Below are 25,719 nucleotides of genomic sequence, written 5' to 3' on the forward strand. Positions count from 1 at the left end.
TCTTTATAAGCGGCTGTCGGGAGGCTACTTAAGCGCCCCTGCGCTTCGCCTGGATTAATGCCGGGCCACTTGACTTCGGTCAAGGTCGAGTTTTGGCTTCTGCCGTTTACTAAGGCAGAAGAAAGAACCAAAGCCTGAGGAGTTGCCATGGCGGTCCGTAAGATCATAGTAATAGACGAAGAGAAGTGCGACGGTTGCGGCGACTGTGTAGCTGCCTGCCACGAAGGAGCTATCAAGATCATTGACGGTAAAGCCAGGCTGATCTCTGACACATATTGTGACGGCCTGGGTGACTGTTTGAGTGAGTGTCATGTCGGCGCCATTAAAATCATAGAACGTGAAGCAGCTGACTTCGATGAGGCAGCCGTAGCCGAACATCTGGCCCGCCAGAAGATGGCCATGCCGGTAGCCGGACCCTCGGGCGGCTGCCCCGGTTCAGCCATGCGACAGTTTGATGGACCTCCGAAAGCAGCCGGTGCTCCGGTAGCGGCTACGCCGGGTGGATCACAGCCTGAGGACCCGTCGCTTCTGAGTCATTGGCCCATCCAACTGATGTTGGTGCCGCCGGGCGCACCCTTCTTGCAGGGCGCCGACCTGGTCATCTGTGCCGACTGTGTGCCGTTCACCGTACCTGACTTTCATGCTCGGTACCTGAACGGTCGTGCTGTGTTGGTAGGTTGTCCCAAGCTGGATGATTTGAACTTTTACTTCGACAAACTGCAAGCTATTTTTGCTCAGGCCAAGCCGAGTCGTATCACTGTGCTGCGGATGGAAGTTCCTTGCTGTGGAGGGATCGCCGATGCCACTTTGAGGGCGCGTGAGAATTCGGCCCCGCAAGCGCTTTTGGAAGTGCACACGATAGGTGTCCGTGGAGGTATCCACGAGCAGACGGTCGCGGTCCGGCCACAGGAGAGTTGACGACGATTAAGGAGAGACAAGTGAGCGACCAAAACGGGGTAACTCACGCCGGGCGAAAAGAAGATCAGAGTGTTCCCAACGGGTTGGAAGCACCCATCGGCCGGTATCGGTTGGCCGTTCAGGTGGCATTTGTGTTGATCTGCGTGTGGATCGGCGTTGAGTTTCATTATTTCGTCAAGTACCTGGAAAGCGGCGGCGCTGCGACCTTCGTGAACCGGCCGCCGGGCGCGGAAGCGTTTCTGCCGATCAGCTCGTTGATGAGTCTCTACTATTATTTTCTGACCGGTGTTATCCACTGGGCCCACCCGGCCGGAGTTTTCATTTTGATTGCGATAATCGTCGGGTCGTTGGTTTTCGGCAAGTCATTCTGTTCGTGGATTTGTCCGGTCGGCTTGCTTTCGGAGTCATTGGGCGACTGGTCCAAAAAACTGTTCGGCCGCCAAATGAAACTTCCGCGCTGGCTTGACTACCCACTGCGCAGTCTCAAGTATCTACTACTGGCTTTTTTCGTCTATGCTATCTTTTTTCTCATGACCGCCGCCTCGCTTAAGACTTTTCTGGACAGTCCGTACAACCAGGTTGCCGACATCAAGATGTACTACTTCTTTGCAGATATCTCCGCCTTTGTTTGGTGGACCTTGGTCGTGTTGTTCGTGCTTTCGTTCTTCGTTCGCAACTTTTGGTGTCGCTATCTCTGTCCCTACGGTGCTCTGTTGGGATCGCTTTCGCTGCTGCGTCCGTTCAAGATTCGCCGCAACGTTCAGTCGTGCATCGATTGCGCCAAGTGTGCCGTCGTCTGTCCGTCGAGTATCAAAGTAGATAAAGTTGTGGCAGTGAATTCCGACGAATGCACAACCTGCCTGAGTTGTCTCGACGTTTGCCCGGTTCCACAGACGCTCGAACTAAAAGCAACGCCGCAACGTTTCAACGTCTCGAAAAAAACCGTTGCCGTTGGGGTGGTGGCAATCTATCTCCTGGTTTGTGCTCTCGGTTGGATCAGCGGCAACTGGCAGAACAGGATCACAGCGGATGAATACCTGATCCATCAGAAATATCTCCACAGCTACGGGCATCCCACCGGCACGAACGAGATAGACAAACTCAACCAACAGTCGAAGGACCAGGGTAGCAGCAACCAAAATACTAATGACGGACGGTAGCAAACGGGAGGACCGGGCCGGGCTCCAGGAAACGAGGATAAGTAGATGAGCGAACTGATAGACAATACCAACCGGCGACGCGACCTGCTAAAACATCTGATCCTGCAACTGCACAATGGAGAGGCCCCCGAAGCGGTCAAGAAGCAGCTGGTCCGGTTGTTGGGCGAGGTGCCTTACGACGATGTGGTAGCCGCCGAGCAGGAGTTGATTGCCGAGGGACTGCCGACTGAAGAAGTATTGAAACTGTGCGATATTCACTCCGACGTCCTGAAAGGTCAGATAGATCGTTCCGATGCCGCCGAAGTGCCGCCCGGCCATCCGGTGCACACTTTCCAGCAGGAGAACCGCGCCTTGGAAGGAGAGCTGGCCCTGTTGGATAAACTCTGTGAGTCGATAGCCGAAGCCACTTCTGCCGATGAAGTGCCTGCGCTGATGCTTCAGGTTCAGGTGCGGATTAACGCCCTGGCTGATGTGGAGAAGCACTATCAGCGCAAAGAGAATCTGCTTTTTCCCTTTCTCGAAAAACATGGGATCACCGGTCCACCCACCGTGATGTGGGGTAAGCATGACGAGACGCGGGCATTGCTCAAAACGGCGATTGAAGCTATACGACAAACTGCGGATATCAATGCAGATGAAGCAAAAGTAGTTGTTGAGACAATCGTCAGGCCGGCGGCTTCGTCGATTGCCGAGATGGTATTCAAGGAAGAAGAGATTCTGCTTCCCATGTCCATGGATACTCTCACCGAATCGGAATGGGGTCAGGTGCAGGCTCAGAGCTTGTCCATCGGCTATTGTCTCTTCGATCCCAGCGACGAATGGCGCCCGAGAACCGAAGTGTCTTCGACAACCGCCGAAGCGACACCAACAAGTACGGACCCGGACGATCGTATCCAACTACCTTCCGGTTCGCTCAATCCTGCCGAACTCCATGCAATCCTCAGCAACATCCCGTTTGATCTGACTTTCGTCGACAATGATGACACCGTGCGCTATTTCACGCAGGGGCGGGAACGGATATTCCAGCGCAATCGGGCCATCCTGGGCCGCAAGGTGCAGATGTGTCATCCGCCCAAGTCTGTTCACATGGTGGAGAAGATTATTGACGACTTCAAAAGCGGAGCACAGGATCGGGCCGCCTTCTGGATCACGCTTGGTGAACGATTCGTGCATATTGAATACTTCGCACTGCGAGACAACAGTGGCGCCTATCTCGGCACACTGGAAGTCAGTCAGGACCTCACCGAAAAACGTGCCCTCAGCGGTGAGCAACGACTGCTAAACTACGGCAGTCCCGGCCAATGAATCGTCCGACCGGTCCGGCTATCACTCCGGAGATGAAGGTGGCCGACCTGCTCAAAGAGTATCCGGACCTTGAAGAAACTCTCTACGACATAGCCCCCGCCTTCGCAAAACTTCGTAGTCCTATCCTGCGTCGAACCGTGGCCAAAGCAACTTCCCTCAGGCAGGCGGCCAAAGTGGCCGGGGTCGACTTGTCGGAGATGATTGGTCGATTGCGCCAAGCGGCGGGACAGGCGCGCGATTTGGTCGACTCAATCGAAGTCGATTCGCCGACCTCAAAGCCTGAGTGGGTGGACCCATCGAAAGTATCCAAGACCTTCGACGCATGCGCTTTAATAGAAGCCGGTGAACAACCGGTGGCGCAAGTTCTGGCTGATCTGGGACAGCTAGCGACTGATGGCGTTTACGAACTGATCACACCGTTCGAACCGGTGCCGCTGATTGATTTGGCCAGAACAAAAGCATTCGATGTCTGGTCGGCAGGGGTACAGGAGGGCACGGTACGAACCTATTTCAGGCGCCGATAAATCGGTTTTTTGCGCTTCGCGCGCTGCTAATGTCATCCCGAACGCAGTCGGGGGGTCTGTCATACTGGCGCAGGCCAGTATCCAGTTTTCGCGTGAATGACAATGGTAGAATGATGCGCGTAGCGAGAGGGATATCTTTATAGGTGGCTTGCCACCTCAGCTCATCTTGGAAACAGCGGCCTGACCAACCCGTTTGTCCTCTTTGAGGATATGATCGATCAACCATTTGCCCAAGTATGACCCCAGCTCGTCTGTAGTTAGCTTCTTGCCACCTTTAACATCGAAAATCATTTTGACAAACCACTGGCGCAGGGCGGTGTGCTCCCCTTTATGCGCGATATAATCCGGGAAATCGATCTGTTGCATCAACGCTTCTTCGTCCTCGAAATGCTCGCGGGCAAATTTCGAGAGATCGGTCAAAGGTTGGGACGTTTCGTTGGTGATATTTCCATCCGGAACCTTAGTATGCAACTCGTTGATAAGCTCGACAAATTTGCGAAGTTGCTCATCGAGCCGATCGTTTCCGGTATCGTACTTTTCCTGCCATTCAATCGCCGCCATATTATGTCCAACCTTCAAAGGGTGGCACCAAGCCCTGGCTTGGTGGCGTAACTACTTCTATCTTATGTATATCGTCAGAATCCGATCTTAATTGATCAAATTCTGCACAGATCGGCAAACCGGCTTTGGGGCCTAACTTGCTCTGTTTCGTTCTTCGTTTTTTGCGCCACAGGGCGGACTCAGGCATTATATTAGCGGGCCGTGAAAAGTAAAGCGACAAAAACAATTGCCTTCCAGACGGTTGGCTGTCGGCTGAATCAGTACGAAACTGAAAAAATGGCCGCCGGTCTGGCGCCGTTCGGATTCGAGCGCGTTGCGCACGGGCAACCGGCTGATCTGTACATTATAAATACCTGCACGGTCACTCACCGCGCCGACAAGGATTCGCGCTACCTGGTGCGCCGGGCCAAACGGGAGAATCCCGATTGCCGAGTGGTGTTGGTGGGTTGTTATGTCGAGACCGATCCGGCGGGAATCGCGGCCCTGAACGGAGTCGATGTGGTTGTGGGCAATCGTGAAAAGGACCAACTGCCCCAGATTCTGCCGGAAAAGCTGCCCGGCCTGTTTGACAACGGGGGAGAGGCGGCCAAAGCCGGCGTACTCACTGAATTTCATCAGCGCAACCGGGCCTGGATCAAGATTTCCGATGGCTGCAACCAGGTCTGTACCTTCTGTCTGGTCACAATCGTTCGCGGGGAGCTCACTTGTCGCCCGGCTGAGGAAATTGTAGCCGAAATCAATGAACTGGTGGCCGGCGGCTACAATGAGGTAGTTCTGACCGGGGTCAATATCGGCTACTATAATGACAACAAAGTCGACCCGCCGATCAGAAACCTCTCGGAGTTGTGCGCCAGAATCCTGCAAAATACCGAACTGTACCGCATGCGCCTTTCATCGATCGAGCCGCAGACCGTCACCGACGACCTGGTTCGCCTCTGCTCGGAACAGTCCAAGCGAATCTGCCGGCATTTCCACCTTCCTTTGCAGTCCGGCTCTTCACGCTTGTTGAAGCTGATGCGCAGACCCTACGACCGGGAGCGCTTTCTGGAAAAGGCGGCTCAGATAAGACAGGCCATCCCCAATGTGATTATCGGCGCCGACGTTATCGTCGGATTTCCGAGCGAGACAGAAGAGGATTTCGCCGATAGCTGCTCCATAACGGAGAGTGGCTTGGTCGATTACCTGCATGTTTTCAGCTATTCCGACCGTCCCGGCACACCGGCAGCAGCTATGACTCCCAAAGTCAAGCCTCAAGCAATCAAAGAGCGCAGTGAAATACTGACACAGATGTCCGATGGAATGCTGCGAAAAGCGTACCAGCGCCAGGTTGGTCAGAGGCTCGAAGCGATTTCAGAGCACAGAGGTTCTCCCGGCGAGTGCTTTGGAATATCGGACAACTATGTCAAAGTAAAACTGCCGGACCAGTTGGCCGGTGGACGCCACATTGTAAAGCTCGATATCACTGAATCGCATGGCGAGTTCGTCTCGGGCGAACTGTTGTAAGACGCATCATAGCGGCTGAGTGCTGCCGAAACCCACACACGGCCATGAGTGTGGCGTTGGGCGACCCCGCCCGACGCCTCCCGATGGCAGACGCCCCACTTGGAAGCTTGTTAAAAGGGTCTCGCAGGGTCTTGATCTCGAACCAGTCGGGATTGTGATCCTGCGATTCTCGGCATCGTGTTGTGAGAGAGCAACCTCAAGAACCACCGACTCACACGCTCGCCTTCGGAATACGCAGCACCCACCCAATCGACCAACGTTCACTGCTCACATCGAACCTCTTCTTCCTACCTGGACGGAAAAACCTTCCTCACCATCTATGTCATCGAGGCTGTCGTGCCCCCCTACGAATTCGGCTAACTCGCATTGGTACAATGCGATAGCATCCACCGGTGGCTGGTGGCATGGGGCTTGCTTTTTAGGGCGGCGGAGAAATAGGTTTATGGAGTCTATGCATGACTGACGAAAAAGAAAACACTGCGGAAACCACGACCAACGAAGCCGAAGTCTCAAAGACCGGCAAGAGTGGTCTGATGAAGTACATCATTATAGGTGGTGCCGCTTTTGTGCTGGTTATCGGGGTTGCGATAGCAGCCATGATGTTCCTCGGCCCGGATGAATCCCATAATGACGAGCCAGAACAACAGGCCACCCAGCACGACAAATCAAATACCGAAAGACCCGACGGCCAGTTGTCCGCCGATGACGACGGCGAGCACGATGAACCGCCCGCTTTCTATGATGACGATGAATTCATGACCGATGCCGACGATCCCGGCGTTCTGGAAGACATCACCGATAACCTCGCCTTTCTCGATTACCGGCCGGATGCGGAAGTGGCCATGGCCGAGGAAGAGACGGAGGGTATGTCGGTCGAAGACTCCATGGACGCGGCTCGTTGGTTGGAGGGCGAAAAAGCGGCGCTGGCGGAAAGAGAGAACGATCTGGCCGCTCGCGAACGTGAGTTGAAGTTGTTGGACAAAAAAGTTTCCCAGAAACTGCTCACACTGGACCAGGCGGAAACGTCACGAGTTAACAGCCTGGCCAAACTTTACGATGGTATGGATGCTCGTTCGGTGGCCGCCTTGATGGCAAACCTCGATGATGCTACCGTGGTGTCGATTCTGCCGCGCATGAAGACCAAGAACGCTTCGGAAGTACTGGCTCTGTTTCCGCCCAAGCGGGGGGCCAAGCTATCCAAACAGATGATTACGATCGCGGAAAAATAGTTATGATAAACCCGAACGACATGAACATTGATTTCCTGCTCGGGCTTGGCGCCGGCCCGGATGGTTCCACCACTGTCGGTAAGACCGATGTGGAAAACAGCGGCCCGCTGTTTGCGGAAATGCTGAATGAGATGTTGATGTCGTATCCCGGTGCAAGCAATCGCCCGGTGGTCGTGTCCGAGAGGCCCGAAGGTTCGGATTTCGCCGGGCAGCTTGAACGACTGACCAACCCGACCGCGAATGATCCGAAACAGCCAGTGGCTTTTCAAAACCAGGACCTTGAACGTCCGCCGGTGATGCACGATCAAAATCGTTCCGTGGATACAGCGCCGAGACCGATCACCAACGCCCTCTTACCGGCCCTGAATACCGACGGGCAAGCGGGCGTTACGATCACAGATAAGCTCGAGTTGGCTGTTACGCCAACAGCCGCGAATCCACAGGCCGTCGTTGAGGATAACGTGGTTGCGTTCAACAAAGCGATACGGACAGAACTACCGGTGAACGATCTTCCGATTCAACATTCGGTTGTGCGAATGAACCTTGCTGTCCCGACCAATCTTGAGACGGGGCGCTACGAAGTGATCGAATCAAGCCGAACCGACGGAACTATCCAAATGAAGCTGGTCGATCCCACCGATCGCGGATCGGTAATCCAGGTATCGCTACCATCAGATCAATTGGTACCCGCAGCGGTCGGATCAGATGCCGAACAATCGAGTTCGCGGGGGAGCATTGAGCGGGTTGACCTCAAGGCCCTGCCCAGGCAGACGACCAACATGGAACGTTTGTTCTCGCAGCTTAATCTCAAACATATCGAAGTAAACACGGTGAAATCCGAAAACGATTCCATCGGTGAGCAGTTGACCATCAAGTTGTCCGGTGTCAAGAACGCCGATGTCGATTTTCACTTGAGAACGAAACTGCCGCAAGATCAAGTCAAGGCCGTCAAAGTAGAGCTTCAACCGACGCCGGAAGTGAAAACGAACGGACGGATACAACAGGTGGCATCCACGACAAGAGCCACAAACCAACCGACGACTCAGACTCCCGGTGCGGCTCAGGGTATGGCAGGCGACTATGACAGTCCCGACGAACTGTTGACGGCAGTTCGACAACAGCCATCGCCCGGTCCCAAACAGACAACCGGCCAAAATGCGGTGGAATCTTCGCAGCCCCGACTGGTTCGGGCTGCCGTGACGCCGTTTGTGATGCCAACGCCTTCCCCGAAGATTCGGAAGCCTGACATTCAACATCGGTCCGGACGTGTGGTTGGTTCCGACAATCCACGCTCCCATGTGGCATCAACGCCACCGGTGGCAGCCACTATTGAAAATGAGCAGCTACTGACGACCTTCAGTCAATCACTGAAACAGGGTCAGGTAACCGCTGATAAGATGGTAAAGAACATCGTTAAACAAACTACCGCCGGATTTGACGTTTCAACCTTCAACAACGAATTCGATGCTGTTGACCCGCTGAACGGTTCCGGCGGTGTCCACACCGATACCAAGATCGACAGCAAAGAGGTTACAACGAGAAACGTCCGGTTCAGTCTGCCGGAGGATCTGGCGTCCAAACTGAAACCGAACGGCCAGAGTGTCATGATCCGAATTCAACCGGATAATCTCGGCCCGGCTCGGTTGTCACTGAGAATGCATCTGGACAAGCTGAGCGCCCGCATCACAGTCGAGACGGTTGAGATTAAGGCGGTGGTTGAACAATCGTTGGATCGTCTCACTCAGCAGCTTGTCAAATCCGGAATAGATATAGAAAAGATCGAAGTCGCTCTGGACGGCCGCCAGTCCGGCGAACAACTGTCCGAGCGTCATCCGCATTGGCGGCGTCAAACACGTGAAAACCACGTTGAAGAGAATAACCTTACAGAATCAAACGAAGTCAGCCCGCCCGCTGCTGTTTCGACAACGGCGCCTGCCTATGTCGGCTCCGGTGGGTTGAACGTGCTGGCTTAGGAGTGTAGCTATATGAGTGTAATTTCAGGAATGGGTAACGAGATCAGCGGTTCTCAGAGCACCGGTATCAAGTCGCTGGGGAAAGATGACTTTCTTCAGTTGATGATTACCAAACTGCGCCACCAGGACCCATTGAAACCGATGGAGGACGAAGATTTCATCGCACAATTGGCTCAGTTCTCCTCGCTTGAGCAGATGAACAACATAGCCGAGGGTATTGCGACTTCGAATGAGTGGGACTTTCTGCAAATGCAGTCGATCAACAACACGATGGCAGCCGGTTTGATCGGCAAAGACATCAAGGCGACCTACAACGGTCTCTATGTCGATGCTACCAACCAGCCGCAGATCACCTACACCACCGACGAGTTCGTGACCGACGTCACCTTCACCATCAGCGATACAAATGGTAACGTGGTGGCCAGGTTGAATGCCGACAACATCGAACCTGGTGTCAACTCCATCGAGTGGGATGGTCGTGACAGTCTTGGTAATCGAGTCGACCAGGGCTACTACACCATCGAAGCATCAGCCACCAACGCCGCCGGGCAGACGATTCAGCCGAGGTTGTCGTTGATCGGTACGGTCGAAACCATAGTCTATCGCGAAGGAGCCGCCTTCCTGCGTGTTAACGGCACCGAGATACCTCTGGGTGACGTCACCGCGGTCGGAGAACAGGGTTCTTTCGACGAGGATGAAGGCTAAGAGGAGGTAAACGGTGGCTGGCACAACTGGCATGCGTATCAGTGGCTATCAACGCCCGGTCGATCTTATTGAGATCGCCAATCGGGCTCAAACCGTATCGGCTGAGGAGAGGGGTCGATCATCGTTCAAGGAGATGTTTTCGCAGGAGCTGGCCCGCTCGCGGAATATCGCTTTCTCCCGTCACGCCCATGAGCGGTTGCATTCGCGCGGCTTGGCGCTTTCGGATGAAAAACTGAACAGTATCGCCGGCGCTATCGATAAGGCAGACGCCAAGGGATCGCGCGAGACTCTGGTTTTGTCCGATGATGAAGCCTTTGTCGTAAGTGTGCCGAACCGCACCGTGATAACAGTTTTTGATCGTGACAATCTGCGAGAGGGTGTTGTCACGGCGATAGATTCAGCGGTGATAATCTGAGATCTATGACATTGCACAAATGAACAGAAGAACCTATAAACAAAACCCCAGAGTTGGACTCCATTTCGATGGAGGGACGCTGGTGAAATCCTTGGAGGAACCATCACCATGATGGCATCACTATTCTCCGGTGTATCCGGACTGAAAAACCACCAGGTGAAGATGAACGTGATCGGTAACAACATCGCGAACATCAACACTATCGGCTACAAAGGCAGCCGCATCAATTTCCAGGAAGCGCTGGTCCAGACCTACAAAGGTGCGGGACGGCCGTCGGCCAACATCGGCGGTACCAACCCGGTGCAGTTGGGCATGGGCATGCAGGTCGGCACTATCGACAACCTGTTCCAGCAGGGTGGCCTGGAAACTACCGGCCAGATTACCGATCTGGCTATTCAGGGTAAAGGCTTCTTTATTCTGGGTGACGGTCAGGACAACCAGTTTTATACCCGCGCCGGAGCCTTTGGCTTCGACGCCAATTCGAACCTGGTCGATCCCTCAAGCGGATTGTACGTTCAGGGAAAGATGGCCGATAACACGGGCAACATTCCTTCTCTGGCCACGGTCGGCATGATTACCCTTCCGTTCGGACAGCAGGATCCGGCCAAGCCTTCGGAAGTAGTAACCCTGGGCAACAACCTCGATGCCTCGGCATCCGATTCAGTTGCGACGATGTCGTTGGCCGGCACGTCGAACATCCTGTCGGTCTCCGGTACGACTGTCGACGGCGTGGGTGGTACTCATTCCATCGACATCACCGGATCGCAAGCGGTACAGGCAAGCTTCACCGGAGCCACCGTGGCCGGATTGTTAGGTACCGCCCAACTTGGGACACTCGGTGTGAACACCTTCGACGATTTCCAGTTGACGGTGGACGGTACCCGTACCGAGAACATCAGTGGTCTCAGCGCAACGTCGTCGGTCACCGACCTGGTTAACGCTATCAGTCAGATCGATGGTGTAACCGCGACGCTAACCGAATCCGGCGGCCCGCCGCCGACACAGGGTACTATCAGTATCACGCGTGATCGCGCCGGTGCTGATGGGAGCTATGGCATCGCTTCCTCTGCGTCCGACGCTACGGCCGGCAGCGAGAACATTGTCAACGTGATCTTCGGTACCGCCGACGGTGCGACTTTCCAAACCTCCGGCGGCGCCGATGCGAATTTTACAATTACCGACACTTTCACACCGAATCGCGGTAGTGGCGCGGCGGCCGGACCGCAGGTAACCATGCTCGATATGGTAATCGATGACGTCACCGGCCTGGCTACCGGAATCACCGGAATTGGCGGCGGCGGAATTACCGTTATCACCGGGACCGGCGGGCTGGCGGCAGCCACCGGCGCCAACGTGCTTGAAATCGAAACAGCCGATACCATTCATACGACGTCGATCAACGTCTACGACTCGCAGGGTGGTCGTCACACTCTCACCCTTGAGTTCTACAAGTCAATGACTCAGAATCGCTGGGAGTGGACAGCCGGCACGCTCGGATCGGAGACGGTCACAGCCGGCGGCTCCGGTTTCGTTAGTTTCAACCCGGATGGGTCTCTGAATACGTTCGACTACAACGGCGGCGCTTCGGCGGTTACTATTAACCCCAACAACGGTGCGGCCAATATGTCTTTGGCTTTTGATCCCGGATCGGTCGGTAACTACGACGGTCTGACCGGTTTCGGCAGCGGTAACCACACTGCGTCTATCACCGGCCAGGACGGATACGGCCTGGGTATTCTTGAGAAAATCACGATCGACCAGTCGGGAAACATCTCCGGTATCTTCTCAAACGGTGTCACCCGTATTCTGGCTCAGTTGATGCTGGCCGATTTCACCAACTCCGGCGGTCTGCGTAAGGCAGGCAAGTCGATGTATCAACCGACCGCAAACTCCGGTGAGCCGCTCTCCGGTGTGGCGGGGGAGACCATCGGCGCCTCGATCTCATCGGGCGCTTTGGAGTCATCCTCGGTTGACATCGCGCAGGAATTTACAGGAATGATCACCGCCCAGCGTGGGTTCCAGGCCAACGCCCGGATCATCACAACCTCAGACAGCATGCTGGACGAGCTGGTCAATATCAAAAGGTAGTAAACCATGATTAAGGTAACCCGAATCAATGATGCCCCCCTGGTTATCAATGCCGACCTGATCGAATTCGTCGAGGCCAGTCCGGAGACAATTATCTGTCTGACGACCGGTAAAAAGATCATGGTCAAGCAAACTATCGACGAGATCATAGAGCGGGTGGCCGATTTCAAACGTAAGGCGAGTATCCGGACGATCAGTCCGGATACTGCCGCATTAGTTGACAGGAACTGACTATGGCTGACGAAGAAAAAACCACGATGGAAACCGGCGACGATACAACTTCCGAAGCGAAAGCCGAACCCAAGGGCGGTAAGAAGAAACTGTTTATCCTGGGTGGCGTGGGACTGGTTGCGGTAGTGGTTGGGCTGGTGGTGGCATTGTTTGTGATCAAGCCAATGCTCTCTGATTCCTCAGGCGACCAAAGCGAGCAGGAATATGCTGAAGAAACGGACGAGTCCCACGGCGAGTCCGCTCAAGAGGATAAACCAAAGCCGAAGAAGAAAAAGCCCCGCAAGAAATCCGACGGCGAAAGCGAGGCGCTCATTTATGCCATCAGGGATATCGTGGTCAATCCGGCCGGAACCGGTGGTTCCAGATTCCTGTCCGTGTCTTTTGGTTTTGAACTGGAATCTCCTGAGTTTGAGGCTGAGTTTGCCGCCAAAGAGGCGGTTGTGCGTGACGCCCTGATTACCATTCTGTCGTCCAAAACGGTAGCGCAGCTTACCGATTCAAAACAGAAGGAAATCGTCCGCTACCAGATCAAAAAACGAGTGTCGAAACTTATGGGTTCCCAAGAGTTGGTTGGTGTTTACTTCACCGACTTCGTGCTTCAGTAAAGGTTGACGCAGTTGGCAAAGATACTTTCACAGGACGAAATTGATGCTCTGTTGACGACGGTGTCGGCCGGAGATGGAGAAGTTTCCGATGAACAGATCGAGGATGACAAGTTACGCTCCGTAATCGCGTATGATTTCAAACATCCCAACCGTGTCTCCAAAGACCAAATACGCACTCTGGAGAATATGCACGACAACTTTGCGGGACACTATGGCTCTACTCTTTCGGCGGTGCTTAGAACAATCGTCGATGTCGATCTTGTCTCGGTCGATCAGATTACCTATAGCGAGTTCATCATGTCGCTGGTGTCGCCGTCGTGCACCTACACCTATGCCGCCCAACCTTTAGAAGGCGGCTGTCTTGTTGACTTCAACCCGACCCTCACTTTTTCGCTGATCGATCGCATGTTCGGCGGCAACGGCAAAATCCTGGAATCGGATCGCGAACTTACCGGCATTGAACGATCAGTAATGGGACGTCTCGCACAAAAGCTTTACAACGATCTGATCCGCGCATGGGAAAACATTGTCAAGCTGGAGGTCGAACAAAAGAGTTTCGAAACCAACCCGCAGTTCATCCAGGTGGTTCCTCCCGGTGAGACGGTGGTAGTGGTATCGTTTCAGATCAAGCTGTTTCAGTCAACCGGTCTGCTGACCTTGTGTTATCCCTATGTGTCGCTGGAACCAATAATCACCAAGCTCTCGGCACAAAACTGGATCGATGCTACCAAAAAGAAGAACCTCGACGAGGACCGCTTGATCAATCGGCAGAATCTGAGCAACATCGAGGCTGTAGTCAGCGCCGAGCTCTTGAGAACGACAATCAAGGTGCGAGAATTCCTCGATCTATGTGTCGGTGACATTGTCCCTTCAGAAGTTAAGATCAACCAACCGATCGGACTCTTTATCAATAGACGGAGAAAGTACGACGCTCGACCCGGACTCTCCGGCAAAAAACGGGCGGTCCAGATTACCGATAAATGCGACCTTGAGGCACAGGAGATATAAGCGATGGCTGACGAAAAAGATATGGAAACACCAGAAAACGTTGAATCATCGGAGACACCCGCACCGGATGCTGCGCCTGCAGAGGCAGCCATGCCTCCAGGTGATGCCGAAGCGGCGGGTGTAGAGGCTGATGCGACTCCGGATGGAGCGGATGCAGTTCCGGATGAGGATAAGGCTCCGCCTGACGAACCGAAAGCCACCCCATCAGCCGATGAAATCCTGGCAGAGGCCGGTGCCGTCGATGATGATGCTCCACCGTCGGGCGACGACCAGAAGGTCGTCAACGCAGAGGATGCCGGTGAAGATGATGCCGAAGCAGCCATGTTGGCCATGCTGGAGGAGTTACCGGAGGATGGCGGAGGAGCCACACCTGAAGATATAGACTTCGGCGGCGCCAGTGTGTCTCAGGCGGAATTTCAACATCTGTCGGAACCGGCCGGCCGGCCCGAAGCGCAGAATATCGATATGCTCCTGGATATCAACCTCCCGGTTTCGATCGAGCTGGGTCGCACGCGCATGTCAATCTCCGATATTCTCGCCCTGGGACCCGGATCGGTAGTCGAGCTCAACAAGCTGGCCGGTGAGCCGGTGGACCTGCTGGTAAACTTCAAAACAGTGGCCCGAGGTGAAGTTGTTGTAATCGATGAAAACTTCGGCGTTCGTGTTACCAACCTGATTTCACCCGAAGAGAGGTTGAAGGCTCTTGGCGAAGAACAATAACAAACAACGTCGCCTTCTCTACACGTCCGCCTTGATCGTCGCAATGGCCGTTATGGGACTGTTCATGGTGTCTTCAGGCGACGGTGAAGCAGACCAAACAACACAGGCGGCGCCTGAAGGTGCCGGTGCGATCGCCGCAGCCGAGGCTTCCGATGTTTTCACCGATGGGGCCTTGCCGACCCTGGCAAAGATGGTCGGAGCTTTGTTCGTGGTCATTGTCTGCATCTATGTCGGCATCTATCTGATGAAGAAGACAATGGGTGGTAAGTACGGCGGCACGAACAAGATTAATGCCCTGGAGGTTTTGGAATCGACTCCGGTGGGTCCCAAACAAAGTGTGACTCTTATCCGCGTCGGTGACAAGTCAGTGCTGGTGGGAATTACCGGTGAGAGAATGGCTCTGCTGACGGAATTGAACCCCGCCGACACGGCGGCATTGATTACTTCGACTCCCGCCGATTGTGAACCGGATGCGTTCAGCAAGATGCTGAGTACGGCCGCGGCGCAAATGAAAAGACTGACGTCGAAAGGCCGTCGGACTGCGCTGGAATCGTAGAACCGAAACTTTGTGAACGTCGCAGGACATTACTCACATCATGGATGATGTGCGGCCTGCGACTCAGAGAAATATAGGATATGAAAAAACTGCTGAAATTCGTGGCAGCCGCCTCGGCTACCGCCTTGGTGACGACCGGCAATCTTGTCGCTCAGACCATCCCGAAGATCTCCGTTGAGGTCGGTGAAACCGCCGATTCGACCGATCTTTCGACTACCATTCAGATAGTCATATTAATGACGGTGCTCGCCCTGGCGCCGTCTATACTGATTATGGTGACATCGTTTGTGCGCATCGTCATCGTTTTGTCATTTCTAAGGCACGCCATGGGTATCCATCAAATGCCGCCCAACCAACTGTTGATCGCCCTGGCTCTGATACTGACTTTTTTTATCATGACACCGGTTGTCGATCAGGCATACAACACCGGCGTCAAACCATATCTGGAAGAAGAGATATCCAAAGAAGAAGCCTTTACCAATGCTGTCCAACCGTTCAAGGAGTTTATGCTCTCACAGACGCGCGAGAAGGACCTGGCGCTGTTTGTCAACATTGCCAAACTGGATAAACCGGACAACCCCGACGACATACCGCTACAAGTGTTGGTACCGGGCTTTGTTATATCCGAATTGCGTATCGCCTTTCAAATTGCCTTTGTGTTATTCGTTCCCTTCCTGGTGATCGATATGGTGGTGGCATCGGTACTGATGTCGATGGGCATGATGATGTTGCCGCCGATCATTGTGTCGTTACCGTTCAAAATATTGTTGTTCGTGTTGGTGGATGGATGGTATCTGCTGGTCAAATCACTGGTGGAATCGTTTCATCTTTAGTTGAGGATTAGAGTTCATGACTCCACAACTTGTTGTCTCGATTGGTCGCGAAGCGCTGATTCTCACTCTGATGCTGGCCGGACCAATGCTGGCTTTTGCGCTGGTCATTGGTATTACCATCGCTCTGTTTCAGGCAGTGACACAGATTCAGGAAATGACTCTGACTTTCGTGCCGAAAATCCTCGCCGTCGCCGCCGCCTTGTTGATTTTCCTGCCGTGGATGATCAACTTGGCCACCGACTTCCTGCGCCACATGTTTGAACTGATTCCCAGTCTGGCCATGTGATCGTGAAAACGAGCTACTCATCATGGTCCGTTGTTCGAATTTCCATCTATCTGCTCCTGACCCAACTGTGGAAAGTTTTACCAGCTTACCTGAGCAAATTCGGTTCAATTCGACACCGCACTAACGCCAGGGCCGCCTCGGTCACCCGCTAAAGCACACCAGCGCAACAGCTTACACTTCCGCGCCATACCGTTTCATTCTGGCACACGGTTTGAAATAAGGTTTGATCGATAAACCATTATTGCGTGGAAGATAGCCTTGTTTGAGTTCGTAAACTTCGGTGCTGAAAAGCTACAATTCCTCCTTCTGATCATCGTCAGAACCAGCGGTTTGTTTGCGCTCGCGCCGGTATTCGGCGAGCGCGGCTTGCCCCCCTTGGTACGGGTGGGGCTGGTGTTGATGCTGTCGTTGGTGCTGGTGCCGACGGTGTCGCTTGAGACGATAGAAGTTGCGAAGTCATTCTGGCAACTCGGCGGTCTGGTGCTGCACGAACTCTTTATCGGGTTTCTGATCGGACTGCTCTATCGTCTGTTGTTCATGGGTACCCTGACGGCCGGCGGTATCGTTGGCTATCAACTTGGGTTCGCCATGGTTACAGTGTTCGACAAAAACCTGGCCAGCCAGATATCGGTGGTCGGTCGCTTTTGGTATACGCTGGCCATTCTGATATTCCTGGGTATCAACGGGCATCACCTGATCATTTCGGCTTTTGCCGACAGCTACATGATAATCCCGCCCGGCGTCTTCAATGTCGCCGCCGACTTTGGCGATCTGATAATCAAACTGACGGCGTTCGTCTTCATCGTTGCCCTTAAGATCGCCGCACCTTTGATGATTACTTTGTTTCTGACCGATATCGCCCTGGGCACCATCGCCAAGACTATGCCGACCATGAATGTTTTCTTCGTCGGTTTTCCGCTTAAGATCACCATCGGTCTTTCAGTCATGGCCATATCACTGCCGGTGTTTGGTTTCGTGCTCGAGCGGACCACCGGCTACTTCGATCAACAATTACAGATCCTCCTGACCGGTTTGGGGGGGACGTAGGCAGCCATGTCGGAACAGTCAGCACAAGAAAAGACCGAAAAGGCGACATTTCATCGACGCCGGAAGGCGCGTGAAGAAGGTAAGGTCGTCAAGTCGCAGGAGTTGAATTCGGCGGCCATGCTACTGCTGGGATTCTTGTCGCTGTACATGCTGGGTCCGCACCTGGCCGGACAGGTTCAGGACATGATGAGCTACACGATGTCCAACGCACCAACGCTGGCCACCAGTGATCCCACTTTCATAAAGATCTTCGGCGAATACTTCCTGCGTTTCTTCTTGATGTTGGCGCCCATTCTGACCGTCGTGACGGTGATCGCGCTGATCGCCAACGTTGGTCAGGTTGGTTTCAAGATCACACCCAAGTCGCTCGAACCGAAGTTTGAAAAGCTGGATGTCTTGAAAGGTCTCAAACGGCTGTTTGCCCTCAAGTCGCTGGTGCAGTTGGTGCGCGACAGCATCAAGTTGGCAATCGTCGGACTGGTCGCCTTCTATGCGATCAAGGGGGAGTTTGAATCATTCTTCCTGCTTCCCGATATGACCATCGGCCAACTGGCCACCGCAATGGGTCGGTTATCGCTGATTCTGGGGCTGAAGGTCGGCGCCATAATGATCGCCATCGCCGTTCTCGATTATATCTACCAAAAATACGAATTCGAGAAATCGATCAAGATGTCCAAGCAGGAAATCAAGGACGAAAATAAGGACACCGAGGGCAACCCGCTGATAAAGTCACGCGTGCGTCAAATCCAACGTGAGACGGCACGGCAGCGGATGATGGCGGCCGTGCCGACGGCCGACGTCGTGGTCACCAACCCGACACAGATCGCGGTGGCTCTCAAGTACGACATGGATGAGGGGAAGGCGCCGTTCGTGCTGGCCAAGGGTGAACGAAAACTGGCCGAGAAGATCAAAGAGCTGGCCCGCGAGCACGACGTTCCGATCATCGAAGACAAACCTCTGGCTCGGGCGCTTTTCCGTATGTGCGAAGTTGGAGATCTGGTTCCGGCCCAACTGTATCGTGCCGTCGCCGAGCTTCTGGCCTACGTCTACCGCCTCAAAGGAAAGGTGATCAAGTAGCGTGGCAACTCAAGCTCCCAAGAGGACTCTGCTGGAAGCTATCGCCTCGCGTTCCGACGTCATTCTGGCGCTGGCCGTGGTGGGTATCATTGCAGTACTGATCATCCCGATACCGACCGGACTTCTGGACTTCGCGCTGGCCTTCAACATCACTTTCTCGCTGGTGGTGTTGTTGACCACGCTGTACATCACGCGTCCGCTGGACCTCTCGGTCTTCCCCAGCATGCTCTTGATCGTGACTTTGATGCGCCTCTCTCTGAACGTCGCGTCCACTCGACTCATTCTCGGTCATGCTTACGCCGGTGAAGTCATCAACTCGTTCGGTGATTTTGTCGTCCAGGGCAATTACGTGGTCGGCTTCATCGTTTTTGTCATTCTGGTCATCATTCAATTCGTGGTTATCACCAAAGGTGCTACCCGCATCTCAGAGGTAGCCGCTCGTTTCACATTGGATGCCATGCCGGGTAAGCAGATGGCTATCGACGCCGACCTGAACGCCGGCATTATCAACGATGAAGACGCCCGTACCCGTCGTGAAGACATCGCCCGCGAGGCCGACTTCTACGGCGCGATGGACGGTGCCTCCAAGTTTGTGCGTGGTGACGCCGTTGCAGGTATCCTGATTACACTCATTAACATCATCGGCGGTTTCGTTATAGGTATCGCCCTGAACGATATGTCTCTTTCCGAAGCCTTGCGCACTTACTCGCTGTTATCGATCGGTGACGGTCTGGTAACGCAGATTCCGGCGCTGTTGGTGTCGACCGCCTCCGGTATCATCGTTACCCGTGCGGCGGCTCGTGATCACATGGGCAAGGACCTCGGCACTCAACTCACCCGCCAGCCGCGGGCCATTCTCGTGGCATCGGTAGTGCTCTTCGGATTTGGTCTACTGCCTGGTATGCCCACGACTACCTTTATCATCCTGGCTCTCTTGATCGGCGGTATCGGCTTCGTGACCAGGGAGATGAAACAGCGTCAGCGGGTGCAGGCCAAACAGCAGGAAGCCAAAAAAGAGGCTCAGCAGACCCAGGTAGCGGAAGAACGCACCGAGGACCTGCTCAAAGTTGACGCCCTGGGTTTGGAGATCGGCTATGGATTGATCGGACTCGTCGATGCCAAACAGGGGGGAGACCTCCTGAACCGTATCGGTGTCATCCGCAAACAACTGGCCGGTGAACTGGGTATCGTGGTGCCTCCGATTCGCATTCGCGACAACGTGCAACTTCGTCCCAACGAGTACCGCATCAAAGTGAAGGGTATCACGGTTGCAACGTTCGAACTGATGGTCGATCATTTGCTGGCCATCAACCCCGGTTTCGTTGAAGAGAAGCTGGAAGGGTTTGAGACCCGCGATCCCGCTTTCGACCTTGAAGCCTGTTGGATAATTCCCAATCTGAAAGAGATAGCCGAAGCCAAGGGATACACGGTGGTGGAACCCTCGGCCGTGATGGCTACCCACATGACCGAAGTAGTGCGGAATGCAACGGCTGAGATTCTGAGCCGCCAGGACGTGCAACATCTGGTCGACACGCTCAAAGAAGATTTCCCCGCTCTGGTCGATTCGACTATCCCTGAGTTGGTAAGCCTGGGCACCCTTCAAAAGGTGTTGAAAGCGCTCTTGAAAGAGCGTGTGCCGGTTCGCGATCTGGCCACCATCCTTGAAACGATTTCCGATTACATCACGGCCACCAAGGAACCCGACGTTTTGGCTGAGTACGTGCGCATGGCCCTCAGGCGTCAGATCACAGAACTCTACAAAGATAAAGACGGCAAGATTAATGTGTTCACGATAGATCCCGCCGTGGAGCAACAACTCGGAGAGTCGGTGCAGAACACCAAACAGGGACTGATGCTGGTGCTTGACCCGGCTATGGCCGAGAAGCTGCTTGAGAGAATCGGCGAAGAAATGAAGCGGCCGCTATTGGCCGGATTCACGCCGGTATGCCTTAGCTCCCCCAACATCAGATTGGCTCTGCGCCGTTTGGTCGAGGCCAGACATCCGCAATTGGCGGTGGTGTCATACAACGAGGTCATGCCGGAGGTAGAATTGATCTCTACAGGAATGGTGAGGTTGGAAGATGATAATTAAATCATTCGTAGCAGAAAACGCCGCCGCGGCATTGAAACAGGTGCGGACGGAGATGGGTGGCGAGGCCATGGTACTGAAGACGCGACAACTCACCACCGCCGGGGGTGACTCGCGGGTGGAAATCACCGCCTGCCTGGAGAAAGCGTCGGCCTATCAAACTTCGGAGATTCTCACCGACCGCAAGCCGGAAGTATCATCACCGAACCGGATGACGCCACGGTGGCAACTTGATGATGGACAGGTAACGACAGACAGTTTCAGTCTTGACGTTCCGCCGGAAGCACCGGGTTTACAGAATCGACTGGACGACCTCGGGCGCAAACTGGATCATCTGATGGCCAATGACATTTCGGCTACCGACCGGGGGCTGCCGACTATTCTGGACACCATCCGAGACAATCTTAAGGATGCCGACCTGGCCGACGATCTGATCGCATCCGTCATCGGCGACACAGCCGTGCACTCAGATGCCGCCACCGACCCGGTCACTGTCGTGCACCGGCTTTTGGTCGAACGGCTGGCCGGGCTGATGGAACCGAACCTCAAGTTTGAACCGGGCGACAGGGTTGCTTTTGTCGGACCGGCCGGAGCTGGCAAATCGACGTTGTTGGGCAAACTGGCTGCACGGTTGACAGTGCAGGAAAAGAAGAAGGTCACCATGGTGAGCCTGGACAACTGCAAGATGGCCGCGGCCGAAGAAATTCGTCGATACGCCGAAGTACTCAACGCCGACCTGACCGACCCGGCGTCACTTCAAGAGACTTCCGAGTTGCCGCATGACGCCGTCATGCTCATCGACACGCCGGCCCTTCCCGCCAATTCTGACGACGTGGCACGATTAAGAGATACACTTGATGAGATAAATCCGTCAATGCGGGTGGCTGTCTTCTCGACACTGATGCGTTCGAGCGACGCTCTCGCCATGGCTGAGGCCATGCAACCTCTCAAGCCCACGCACCTGGCTGTCACCATGACCGACCTGACCAACCGTCACGGCACCGTGATTTCGGTGGCCGAACATACAGGCTGGCCGATTGCCATAGTCTGCGATGCGCCGGGTGGTATCGGTCATGTATGCCAACCTGATCCGGACCGCACGGCCCGGCTGATTCTCAAAACGGAGGTGGCCGGTGTCTAAGCAACGTTTGAACCTCCAACGTACTGCCGAACCATCGGTGGTGAAAGATACTCGTTTGGTGTCGCTGCTATCCGGCAAGGGCGGTGTGGGCAAGTCGGTACTTGCCTATAACATGGCCGAACGTCTGGCCTTCCGGGGAACTCGGGTGTTGCTGGTTGACCTCGATGTCTATTGCGGCAATCTGCACATCCTGGCCAACGTAGCTTGTCGCTACGGCGTGGCCCAGGTGGTGGCCGGCGATCTCTCGCTCAAAGAGGCGGTGACGGTACTTGGCGGCACACTCGATTTGCTGGCTACCGACGGTCGCGGCTGGCCCGAAGATATGTCATCGACAAAGGCAGCCGCGCATCTGGCCACCCGGCTCAGGAATGAGGGTCAGCACTATGATCTGATTCTGATCGATCATCCCTCGGGCAAGTGTCGGGCCTCAACCGTAATGGCCGCAGCCTCCGACATCAATCTCCTGGTAGTGGTGCCAGAGTTGACATCAATAGCCGACGCCTGCGGACTCTACAAACATCTACTGGAAACCGACCGCTCACTCGACTGCCGTTTGCTGGTCAATCGAGCCCAGACCGATGATGAAGCCGAGTACATCCATCAGAAGCTGGGCGCCCTAACCGAGCGTTTCTATGGCCGCCCTCCCGGTTACCATGGGCGTCTGCTTGAGGCCGAGTCGATTCGCCGGGCCGTGGCTGGTCAGAGGCCGTTGTCGATGACCGACGATGCGGAAAAGACGCTGGTGGAACTCGAAAAGATAACCATTCAACTGGTGTCCGATAGTTTGAGCGCCCATTCACCTGCTCAAGAGAATTCAGAAAAAGCAATAAATAGTAGCCCGGCTACGGCCGATATAAGGGAATAGCATACAAATGGTTAGCACGACAAAAACTGCGCCCGTCAAGCGCAAAAGTAAAGAAGCAGCCAAAGCTGCCAAGACAACTGAACCCAAAACGCCGCAGACCCGGGCTCGACGAGCAAGCAAATGGGATGTGTCGGAGCGTGATTGGGCTCGGTATCAGAAGCACAATACACCGGAGATCCGTCAGAAGCTTCTGAACAAGTATCTACCGCTGGTGCGCAACGTTGCCTCACGGATGGCCATGGGTTTCCCGCGTTCGGTGGAACTCTCGGATTTGGTAAACACCGGTGTCATTGGTCTGATAGAAGCGTTCGGCAATTTCGATCGTGACCGCGGAGTAAAATTCGAGACCTATGCAGTGCCGCGCATTCGTGGCGCTATCCTCGACGAGCTTCGTGCCCTGGACTGGGTGCCGCGTTCGACCCGAGCCAAATCCCGCGAGATTGATCGCGCCCACACGGTGTTGGAAAACAAGCTGGGTCGACCGCCGGAAAAACCGGAACTGGCAAAACTGATGAAGATTAGCGTTGAAGACTTACATACCGCCCTGGGCGATGTCACCGGAACAAGCATTCTGTCGCTGGACGAAGTTGTTTACCGCGAGGATGACAATCGTCAGGTCCCTCGGATCGAGACCGTTGTTGATAAGTCAGTACACTCGATCCTCGGCGAGATCGAAAAAGGCGAACTGAGGTCTTTCCTGGTTGTGGCCATCGACCGTCTCACCAATCAGGAAAAGCTGGTCATCGCGCTCTATTACTACGAAGAATTGACTTTGAAGGAGATCGGTGAAGTGATGTCGATTTCCGAGTCACGAGTATCGCAAATCCACACCCGCGCCGTGGCCAAACTGCGCGGAATGGTCAGGGAGAAATTTGCTCTGACCGGATAACCGGCGCCCGGACGCCAAAGTGAGTTAAGGATGACTCAGGATATTGAGAGAGTGGACCACCTGACGGCCGCCACGCCTGAGGAACAGATCAACCCGATGGCAAAGTCCAAACAGGACAAGCGTCGTCGGCAGGCGCGGGAACTGAAAGAGAAAGCCGAGGACGAACAAAGGAAAGAAAACAAGAAAAAGACGGCCGACCGTCTGATGCTCTCCGATCCCGAGTTGTGCGATGATCAAAGCGATGAAAACGAATCGAACGACGGCGCGGTGGAAAACGATGCGCCTGAAGATAACGAGGATGTAAACAACGAAACGTCGGATGGTCACATCGACCTGAAAGCGTGAACAGATTGCGAGGATGAAAATGGATATTTCATCAGGATTTTATCTGGACCTGCTTTTGAACCTGATCGGCTACCTGGCCGCCGGAGCGCTGGTCTGGACAGTATACCCGATAGTGGCGCCGTTACTGGGACGTCGCCCGACTGCATCGCCACAACCCGAAGCTCAGCCAAGCCGACCACTTCCGGTTCAGCAGCCTGCTGTTGCACCTCAGTTCATGCGTCTTCAACAGCCAACTCCGTCGGCTGAGACCTTTGCGGTAGACGATGACAAACCGATCGAAAGGCCATCGATGCTGCGCCCGCCCCAGCGGCGCGATCGTGTGGACATAATCAGAATAGCGCGTGAGATGCTTAAGGCCGGAGCCGACAACAGACGCATCCAACAGGTGCTCCCGGTTTCGGAGGCGGAACTGGCGCTCTTGACCATGCAGAATCAATAGCAACTCTTGGAGATAAACAATGGCGAACGATAATCCCTTCTTCCTGACCAAGCTGGAGTGTCCGATCTGCAAAACTATAAACGAGTTTGAGACAGTGCGGGTAGGTGCATACGTGGAGAAAGGGCGTGATACCGATTTCTGCCCGTCGGGAATCGAGTGGCGCTACCCGAAGTACCAGGCGTACAATCCACTGAGCTATTTCACCGCCACCTGCACCAACTGTTACTACACGCGCGAATTCAACAACAGCTACAAGGAGTGGAAGAGCGACGGCAACTTCCGCACCTATCGACTGAAGAGCGTCAAGGAATTGCACCTGGACAGATTGGCCACAGCCGATTCTGTCCTGAAGCGAATGGGCGAGGCGGTGGACCTGGTCAATAATCCGAGTGAGTCCGCAATTCTGAAACTGCATTTGGCGGCCTTTGATGAGTTGCTCTGCGAACATGTAGGCAATCTCGATCTCGGTCGCTTCTACCTTCGGATCGGATGGGTCTATCGCTCCATGGTGACGTGTGAGAACCCGGACCAGCAGTTTTTGAACAAGAGCCTTCTACAAGTCGATAATCGGGGTGGCATGATGGACGAGGCTCTGGGAAAACTGAAAGAAGAGGCGGCCGTGTGGGCACGGCATCTTTCGGCCCATTTTGAGACCGATCAGGTCTCGACGCAACTGAAATCACAAATGTTGCCGTTTCGTGACAAGTTTGACGCCGAACTGGCCCGCCTGCAAGTGACTTTCAATCAGACCCAGACGCAGTTGGAGCTGATGAAGGATCTCATGAGTGAATACAAGTCGTCTGCGACGGGCTCAGGGAGTGATGGCGCCGCCTTTGAAGGCTTCCCATCTTTTACGGCTTTCCTTCAGGACATCAAGAACCGATGGAATGGGATAGTGCTGGATGAACAGGAAGCACTCGAAGTCGCGGTGGAGTATTACAAGAAGGCGTTTGAGGATGGTCGCAGTATCTCGGCCGGCAATCAGCAGATTCAGGCTTCGTACTTGATAGCCGAACTTTCGCGCAGAATAGGCCGATACGAGGATGCCAAGCAGTATTTCAACACGACCATCAAGTACGGTCAGGAATTTATCTACCAGAATCGGCGCGATCAGTCACGCACCGCACTGGCCAGAAAAATACTCGAACTGGCCATCGAACAGGGTCGCGAAAACATGGAAGCATTGAAGTCGGACTGACTCGATTTG

Annotated in this window: 26 protein-coding genes and 1 pseudogene; 26 read left to right on the top strand and 1 reads right to left on the bottom strand. The window is 54.4% G+C overall.

Annotation, left to right across the window (positions count from 1 at the left end; genetic code table 11):
* Nucleotides 1-147 precede the first annotated feature (147 nt).
* The 4 genes from OEV49_09200 to OEV49_09215 are packed head-to-tail and all read left to right on the top strand — an operon-like array spanning nt 148 to nt 3,907.
* On the top strand, nt 148-918 hold the full coding sequence (locus OEV49_09200) for a 4Fe-4S binding protein (GenBank protein MDH3891247.1): 771 nt from the start codon (nt 148-150) through the stop codon (nt 916-918).
* Between the two features lie 20 nt (nt 919-938).
* Nucleotides 939-2,078 (top strand): 4Fe-4S binding protein, encoded by a 1,140-nt coding sequence (locus tag OEV49_09205; GenBank protein ID MDH3891248.1) that lies wholly within the window; start codon nt 939-941, stop codon nt 2,076-2,078.
* Between the two features lie 45 nt (nt 2,079-2,123).
* Nucleotides 2,124-3,383, top strand: a complete 1,260-nt coding sequence (locus tag OEV49_09210) for a DUF438 domain-containing protein (protein MDH3891249.1) — start codon at nt 2,124-2,126, stop codon at nt 3,381-3,383.
* Nucleotides 3,380-3,907: a DUF1858 domain-containing protein gene (locus tag OEV49_09215; GenBank protein MDH3891250.1), complete on the top strand. Its 528-nt coding sequence runs from the start codon at nt 3,380-3,382 to the stop codon at nt 3,905-3,907. Before OEV49_09210 ends, OEV49_09215 begins: the two co-directional genes overlap by 4 nt.
* Before the next feature lie 156 nt (nt 3,908-4,063).
* On the opposite strand, the gene OEV49_09220 is transcribed toward OEV49_09215, so the two are convergent.
* The gene (locus tag OEV49_09220) at nt 4,064-4,468 is read right to left on the bottom strand and encodes a bacteriohemerythrin (GenBank protein MDH3891251.1); all 405 of its coding nucleotides are present in this window, start codon (nt 4,466-4,468) and stop codon (nt 4,064-4,066) included.
* Between the two features lie 201 nt (nt 4,469-4,669).
* On the opposite strand from OEV49_09220, the gene mtaB reads away from it, so the two are divergent.
* The 22 genes and pseudogenes from mtaB to OEV49_09330 all read left to right on the top strand — a co-directional run bounded on the left by mtaB (nt 4,670) and on the right by OEV49_09330 (nt 25,710).
* Nucleotides 4,670-5,971, top strand: a complete 1,302-nt coding sequence (mtaB, locus tag OEV49_09225; GenBank protein MDH3891252.1) for a tRNA (N(6)-L-threonylcarbamoyladenosine(37)-C(2))-methylthiotransferase MtaB — start codon at nt 4,670-4,672, stop codon at nt 5,969-5,971.
* Nucleotides 5,972-6,426: 455 nt separating this feature from the next.
* Nucleotides 6,427-7,200 carry a hypothetical protein gene (locus OEV49_09230; GenBank protein ID MDH3891253.1) on the top strand — a complete coding sequence of 258 codons (774 nt, stop codon included), beginning with the start codon at nt 6,427-6,429 and terminating at the stop codon, nt 7,198-7,200.
* 2 nt (nt 7,201-7,202) lie between these two features.
* Complete coding sequence (locus OEV49_09235; protein MDH3891254.1) at nt 7,203-9,173, top strand: flagellar hook-length control protein FliK; 1,971 nt, start codon at nt 7,203-7,205, stop codon at nt 9,171-9,173.
* A 12-nt stretch (nt 9,174-9,185) separates the two neighbouring features.
* The gene (locus OEV49_09240; protein MDH3891255.1) at nt 9,186-9,878 is read left to right on the top strand and encodes a hypothetical protein; all 693 of its coding nucleotides are present in this window, start codon (nt 9,186-9,188) and stop codon (nt 9,876-9,878) included.
* Nucleotides 9,879-9,891: 13 nt separating this feature from the next.
* Nucleotides 9,892-10,293 carry a flagellar protein gene (locus OEV49_09245; protein ID MDH3891256.1) on the top strand — a complete coding sequence of 134 codons (402 nt, stop codon included), beginning with the start codon at nt 9,892-9,894 and terminating at the stop codon, nt 10,291-10,293.
* A 108-nt stretch (nt 10,294-10,401) separates the two neighbouring features.
* A complete protein-coding gene (locus OEV49_09250; GenBank protein MDH3891257.1) occupies nt 10,402-12,381 on the top strand; it encodes a flagellar hook-basal body complex protein in 1,980 nt (659 codons plus the stop codon).
* Between the two features lie 6 nt (nt 12,382-12,387).
* Nucleotides 12,388-12,612: a flagellar FlbD family protein gene (locus OEV49_09255; protein ID MDH3891258.1), complete on the top strand. Its 225-nt coding sequence runs from the start codon at nt 12,388-12,390 to the stop codon at nt 12,610-12,612.
* A gap of 2 nt (nt 12,613-12,614) precedes the next feature.
* Entirely contained in the window at nt 12,615-13,217 is a 603-nt protein-coding gene (locus OEV49_09260) for a flagellar basal body-associated FliL family protein (protein ID MDH3891259.1), read from the top strand.
* 12 nt (nt 13,218-13,229) lie between these two features.
* The gene (fliM, locus tag OEV49_09265; protein MDH3891260.1) at nt 13,230-14,225 is read left to right on the top strand and encodes a flagellar motor switch protein FliM; all 996 of its coding nucleotides are present in this window, start codon (nt 13,230-13,232) and stop codon (nt 14,223-14,225) included.
* A 456-nt stretch (nt 14,226-14,681) separates the two neighbouring features.
* A pseudogene (gene fliN, locus OEV49_09270) lies at nt 14,682-14,945 on the top strand (flagellar motor switch protein FliN).
* Nucleotides 14,929-15,501, top strand: a complete 573-nt coding sequence (fliO, locus tag OEV49_09275; GenBank protein ID MDH3891261.1) for a flagellar biosynthetic protein FliO — start codon at nt 14,929-14,931, stop codon at nt 15,499-15,501. Before fliN ends, fliO begins: the two are co-directional and overlap by 17 nt.
* 158 nt (nt 15,502-15,659) lie before the next feature.
* Entirely contained in the window at nt 15,660-16,334 is a 675-nt protein-coding gene (gene fliP, locus OEV49_09280) for a flagellar type III secretion system pore protein FliP (GenBank protein ID MDH3891262.1), read from the top strand.
* Nucleotides 16,335-16,350: 16 nt separating this feature from the next.
* Nucleotides 16,351-16,620 carry a flagellar biosynthesis protein FliQ gene (gene fliQ, locus OEV49_09285; GenBank protein ID MDH3891263.1) on the top strand — a complete coding sequence of 90 codons (270 nt, stop codon included), beginning with the start codon at nt 16,351-16,353 and terminating at the stop codon, nt 16,618-16,620.
* 258 nt (nt 16,621-16,878) lie between these two features.
* A complete protein-coding gene (gene fliR, locus OEV49_09290) occupies nt 16,879-17,667 on the top strand; it encodes a flagellar biosynthetic protein FliR (GenBank protein ID MDH3891264.1) in 789 nt (262 codons plus the stop codon).
* A gap of 6 nt (nt 17,668-17,673) precedes the next feature.
* The gene (flhB, locus tag OEV49_09295) at nt 17,674-18,744 is read left to right on the top strand and encodes a flagellar biosynthesis protein FlhB (protein MDH3891265.1); all 1,071 of its coding nucleotides are present in this window, start codon (nt 17,674-17,676) and stop codon (nt 18,742-18,744) included.
* 1 nt (nt 18,745) lies between these two features.
* The gene (gene flhA / locus OEV49_09300; GenBank protein ID MDH3891266.1) at nt 18,746-20,836 is read left to right on the top strand and encodes a flagellar biosynthesis protein FlhA; all 2,091 of its coding nucleotides are present in this window, start codon (nt 18,746-18,748) and stop codon (nt 20,834-20,836) included.
* Nucleotides 20,826-21,974, top strand: a complete 1,149-nt coding sequence (locus OEV49_09305) for an ATP-binding cassette domain-containing protein (protein MDH3891267.1) — start codon at nt 20,826-20,828, stop codon at nt 21,972-21,974. Before flhA ends, OEV49_09305 begins: the two co-directional genes overlap by 11 nt.
* A complete protein-coding gene (locus OEV49_09310; protein MDH3891268.1) occupies nt 21,967-22,839 on the top strand; it encodes an AAA family ATPase in 873 nt (290 codons plus the stop codon). Before OEV49_09305 ends, OEV49_09310 begins: the two co-directional genes overlap by 8 nt.
* A gap of 7 nt (nt 22,840-22,846) precedes the next feature.
* Nucleotides 22,847-23,728 carry a FliA/WhiG family RNA polymerase sigma factor gene (locus OEV49_09315; protein ID MDH3891269.1) on the top strand — a complete coding sequence of 294 codons (882 nt, stop codon included), beginning with the start codon at nt 22,847-22,849 and terminating at the stop codon, nt 23,726-23,728.
* 30 nt (nt 23,729-23,758) lie between these two features.
* Nucleotides 23,759-24,073 (top strand): hypothetical protein, encoded by a 315-nt coding sequence (locus OEV49_09320; GenBank protein ID MDH3891270.1) that lies wholly within the window; start codon nt 23,759-23,761, stop codon nt 24,071-24,073.
* A 19-nt stretch (nt 24,074-24,092) separates the two neighbouring features.
* The gene (locus OEV49_09325; protein ID MDH3891271.1) at nt 24,093-24,512 is read left to right on the top strand and encodes a hypothetical protein; all 420 of its coding nucleotides are present in this window, start codon (nt 24,093-24,095) and stop codon (nt 24,510-24,512) included.
* A 19-nt stretch (nt 24,513-24,531) separates the two neighbouring features.
* Nucleotides 24,532-25,710 (top strand): DUF2225 domain-containing protein, encoded by a 1,179-nt coding sequence (locus OEV49_09330; GenBank protein MDH3891272.1) that lies wholly within the window; start codon nt 24,532-24,534, stop codon nt 25,708-25,710.
* Nucleotides 25,711-25,719 lie beyond the last annotated feature (9 nt).

This window comes from Candidatus Zixiibacteriota bacterium (assembly GCA_029860345.1).
Taxonomy (GTDB): domain Bacteria; phylum Zixibacteria; class MSB-5A5; order GN15; family FEB-12; genus JAJRTA01.

Coding starts and splice junctions, on each gene's coding strand:
- OEV49_09200 (MDH3891247.1), top strand. CDS start 148: ATGGCGGTCCGTAAGATCATAGTAATAGACGAAGAGAAGTGCGACGGT.
- OEV49_09210 (MDH3891249.1), top strand. CDS start 2,124: ATGAGCGAACTGATAGACAATACCAACCGGCGACGCGACCTGCTAAAA.
- OEV49_09215 (MDH3891250.1), top strand. CDS start 3,380: ATGAATCGTCCGACCGGTCCGGCTATCACTCCGGAGATGAAGGTGGCC.
- OEV49_09220 (MDH3891251.1), bottom strand. CDS start 4,468: ATGGCGGCGATTGAATGGCAGGAAAAGTACGATACCGGAAACGATCGG.
- OEV49_09230 (MDH3891253.1), top strand. CDS start 6,427: ATGACTGACGAAAAAGAAAACACTGCGGAAACCACGACCAACGAAGCC.
- OEV49_09235 (MDH3891254.1), top strand. CDS start 7,203: ATGATAAACCCGAACGACATGAACATTGATTTCCTGCTCGGGCTTGGC.
- OEV49_09240 (MDH3891255.1), top strand. CDS start 9,186: ATGAGTGTAATTTCAGGAATGGGTAACGAGATCAGCGGTTCTCAGAGC.
- OEV49_09250 (MDH3891257.1), top strand. CDS start 10,402: ATGATGGCATCACTATTCTCCGGTGTATCCGGACTGAAAAACCACCAG.
- OEV49_09255 (MDH3891258.1), top strand. CDS start 12,388: ATGATTAAGGTAACCCGAATCAATGATGCCCCCCTGGTTATCAATGCC.
- OEV49_09260 (MDH3891259.1), top strand. CDS start 12,615: ATGGCTGACGAAGAAAAAACCACGATGGAAACCGGCGACGATACAACT.
- fliQ (MDH3891263.1), top strand. CDS start 16,351: ATGACTCCACAACTTGTTGTCTCGATTGGTCGCGAAGCGCTGATTCTC.
- flhB (MDH3891265.1), top strand. CDS start 17,674: ATGTCGGAACAGTCAGCACAAGAAAAGACCGAAAAGGCGACATTTCAT.
- OEV49_09305 (MDH3891267.1), top strand. CDS start 20,826: ATGATAATTAAATCATTCGTAGCAGAAAACGCCGCCGCGGCATTGAAA.
- OEV49_09315 (MDH3891269.1), top strand. CDS start 22,847: ATGGTTAGCACGACAAAAACTGCGCCCGTCAAGCGCAAAAGTAAAGAA.
- OEV49_09320 (MDH3891270.1), top strand. CDS start 23,759: ATGACTCAGGATATTGAGAGAGTGGACCACCTGACGGCCGCCACGCCT.
- OEV49_09325 (MDH3891271.1), top strand. CDS start 24,093: ATGGATATTTCATCAGGATTTTATCTGGACCTGCTTTTGAACCTGATC.
- OEV49_09330 (MDH3891272.1), top strand. CDS start 24,532: ATGGCGAACGATAATCCCTTCTTCCTGACCAAGCTGGAGTGTCCGATC.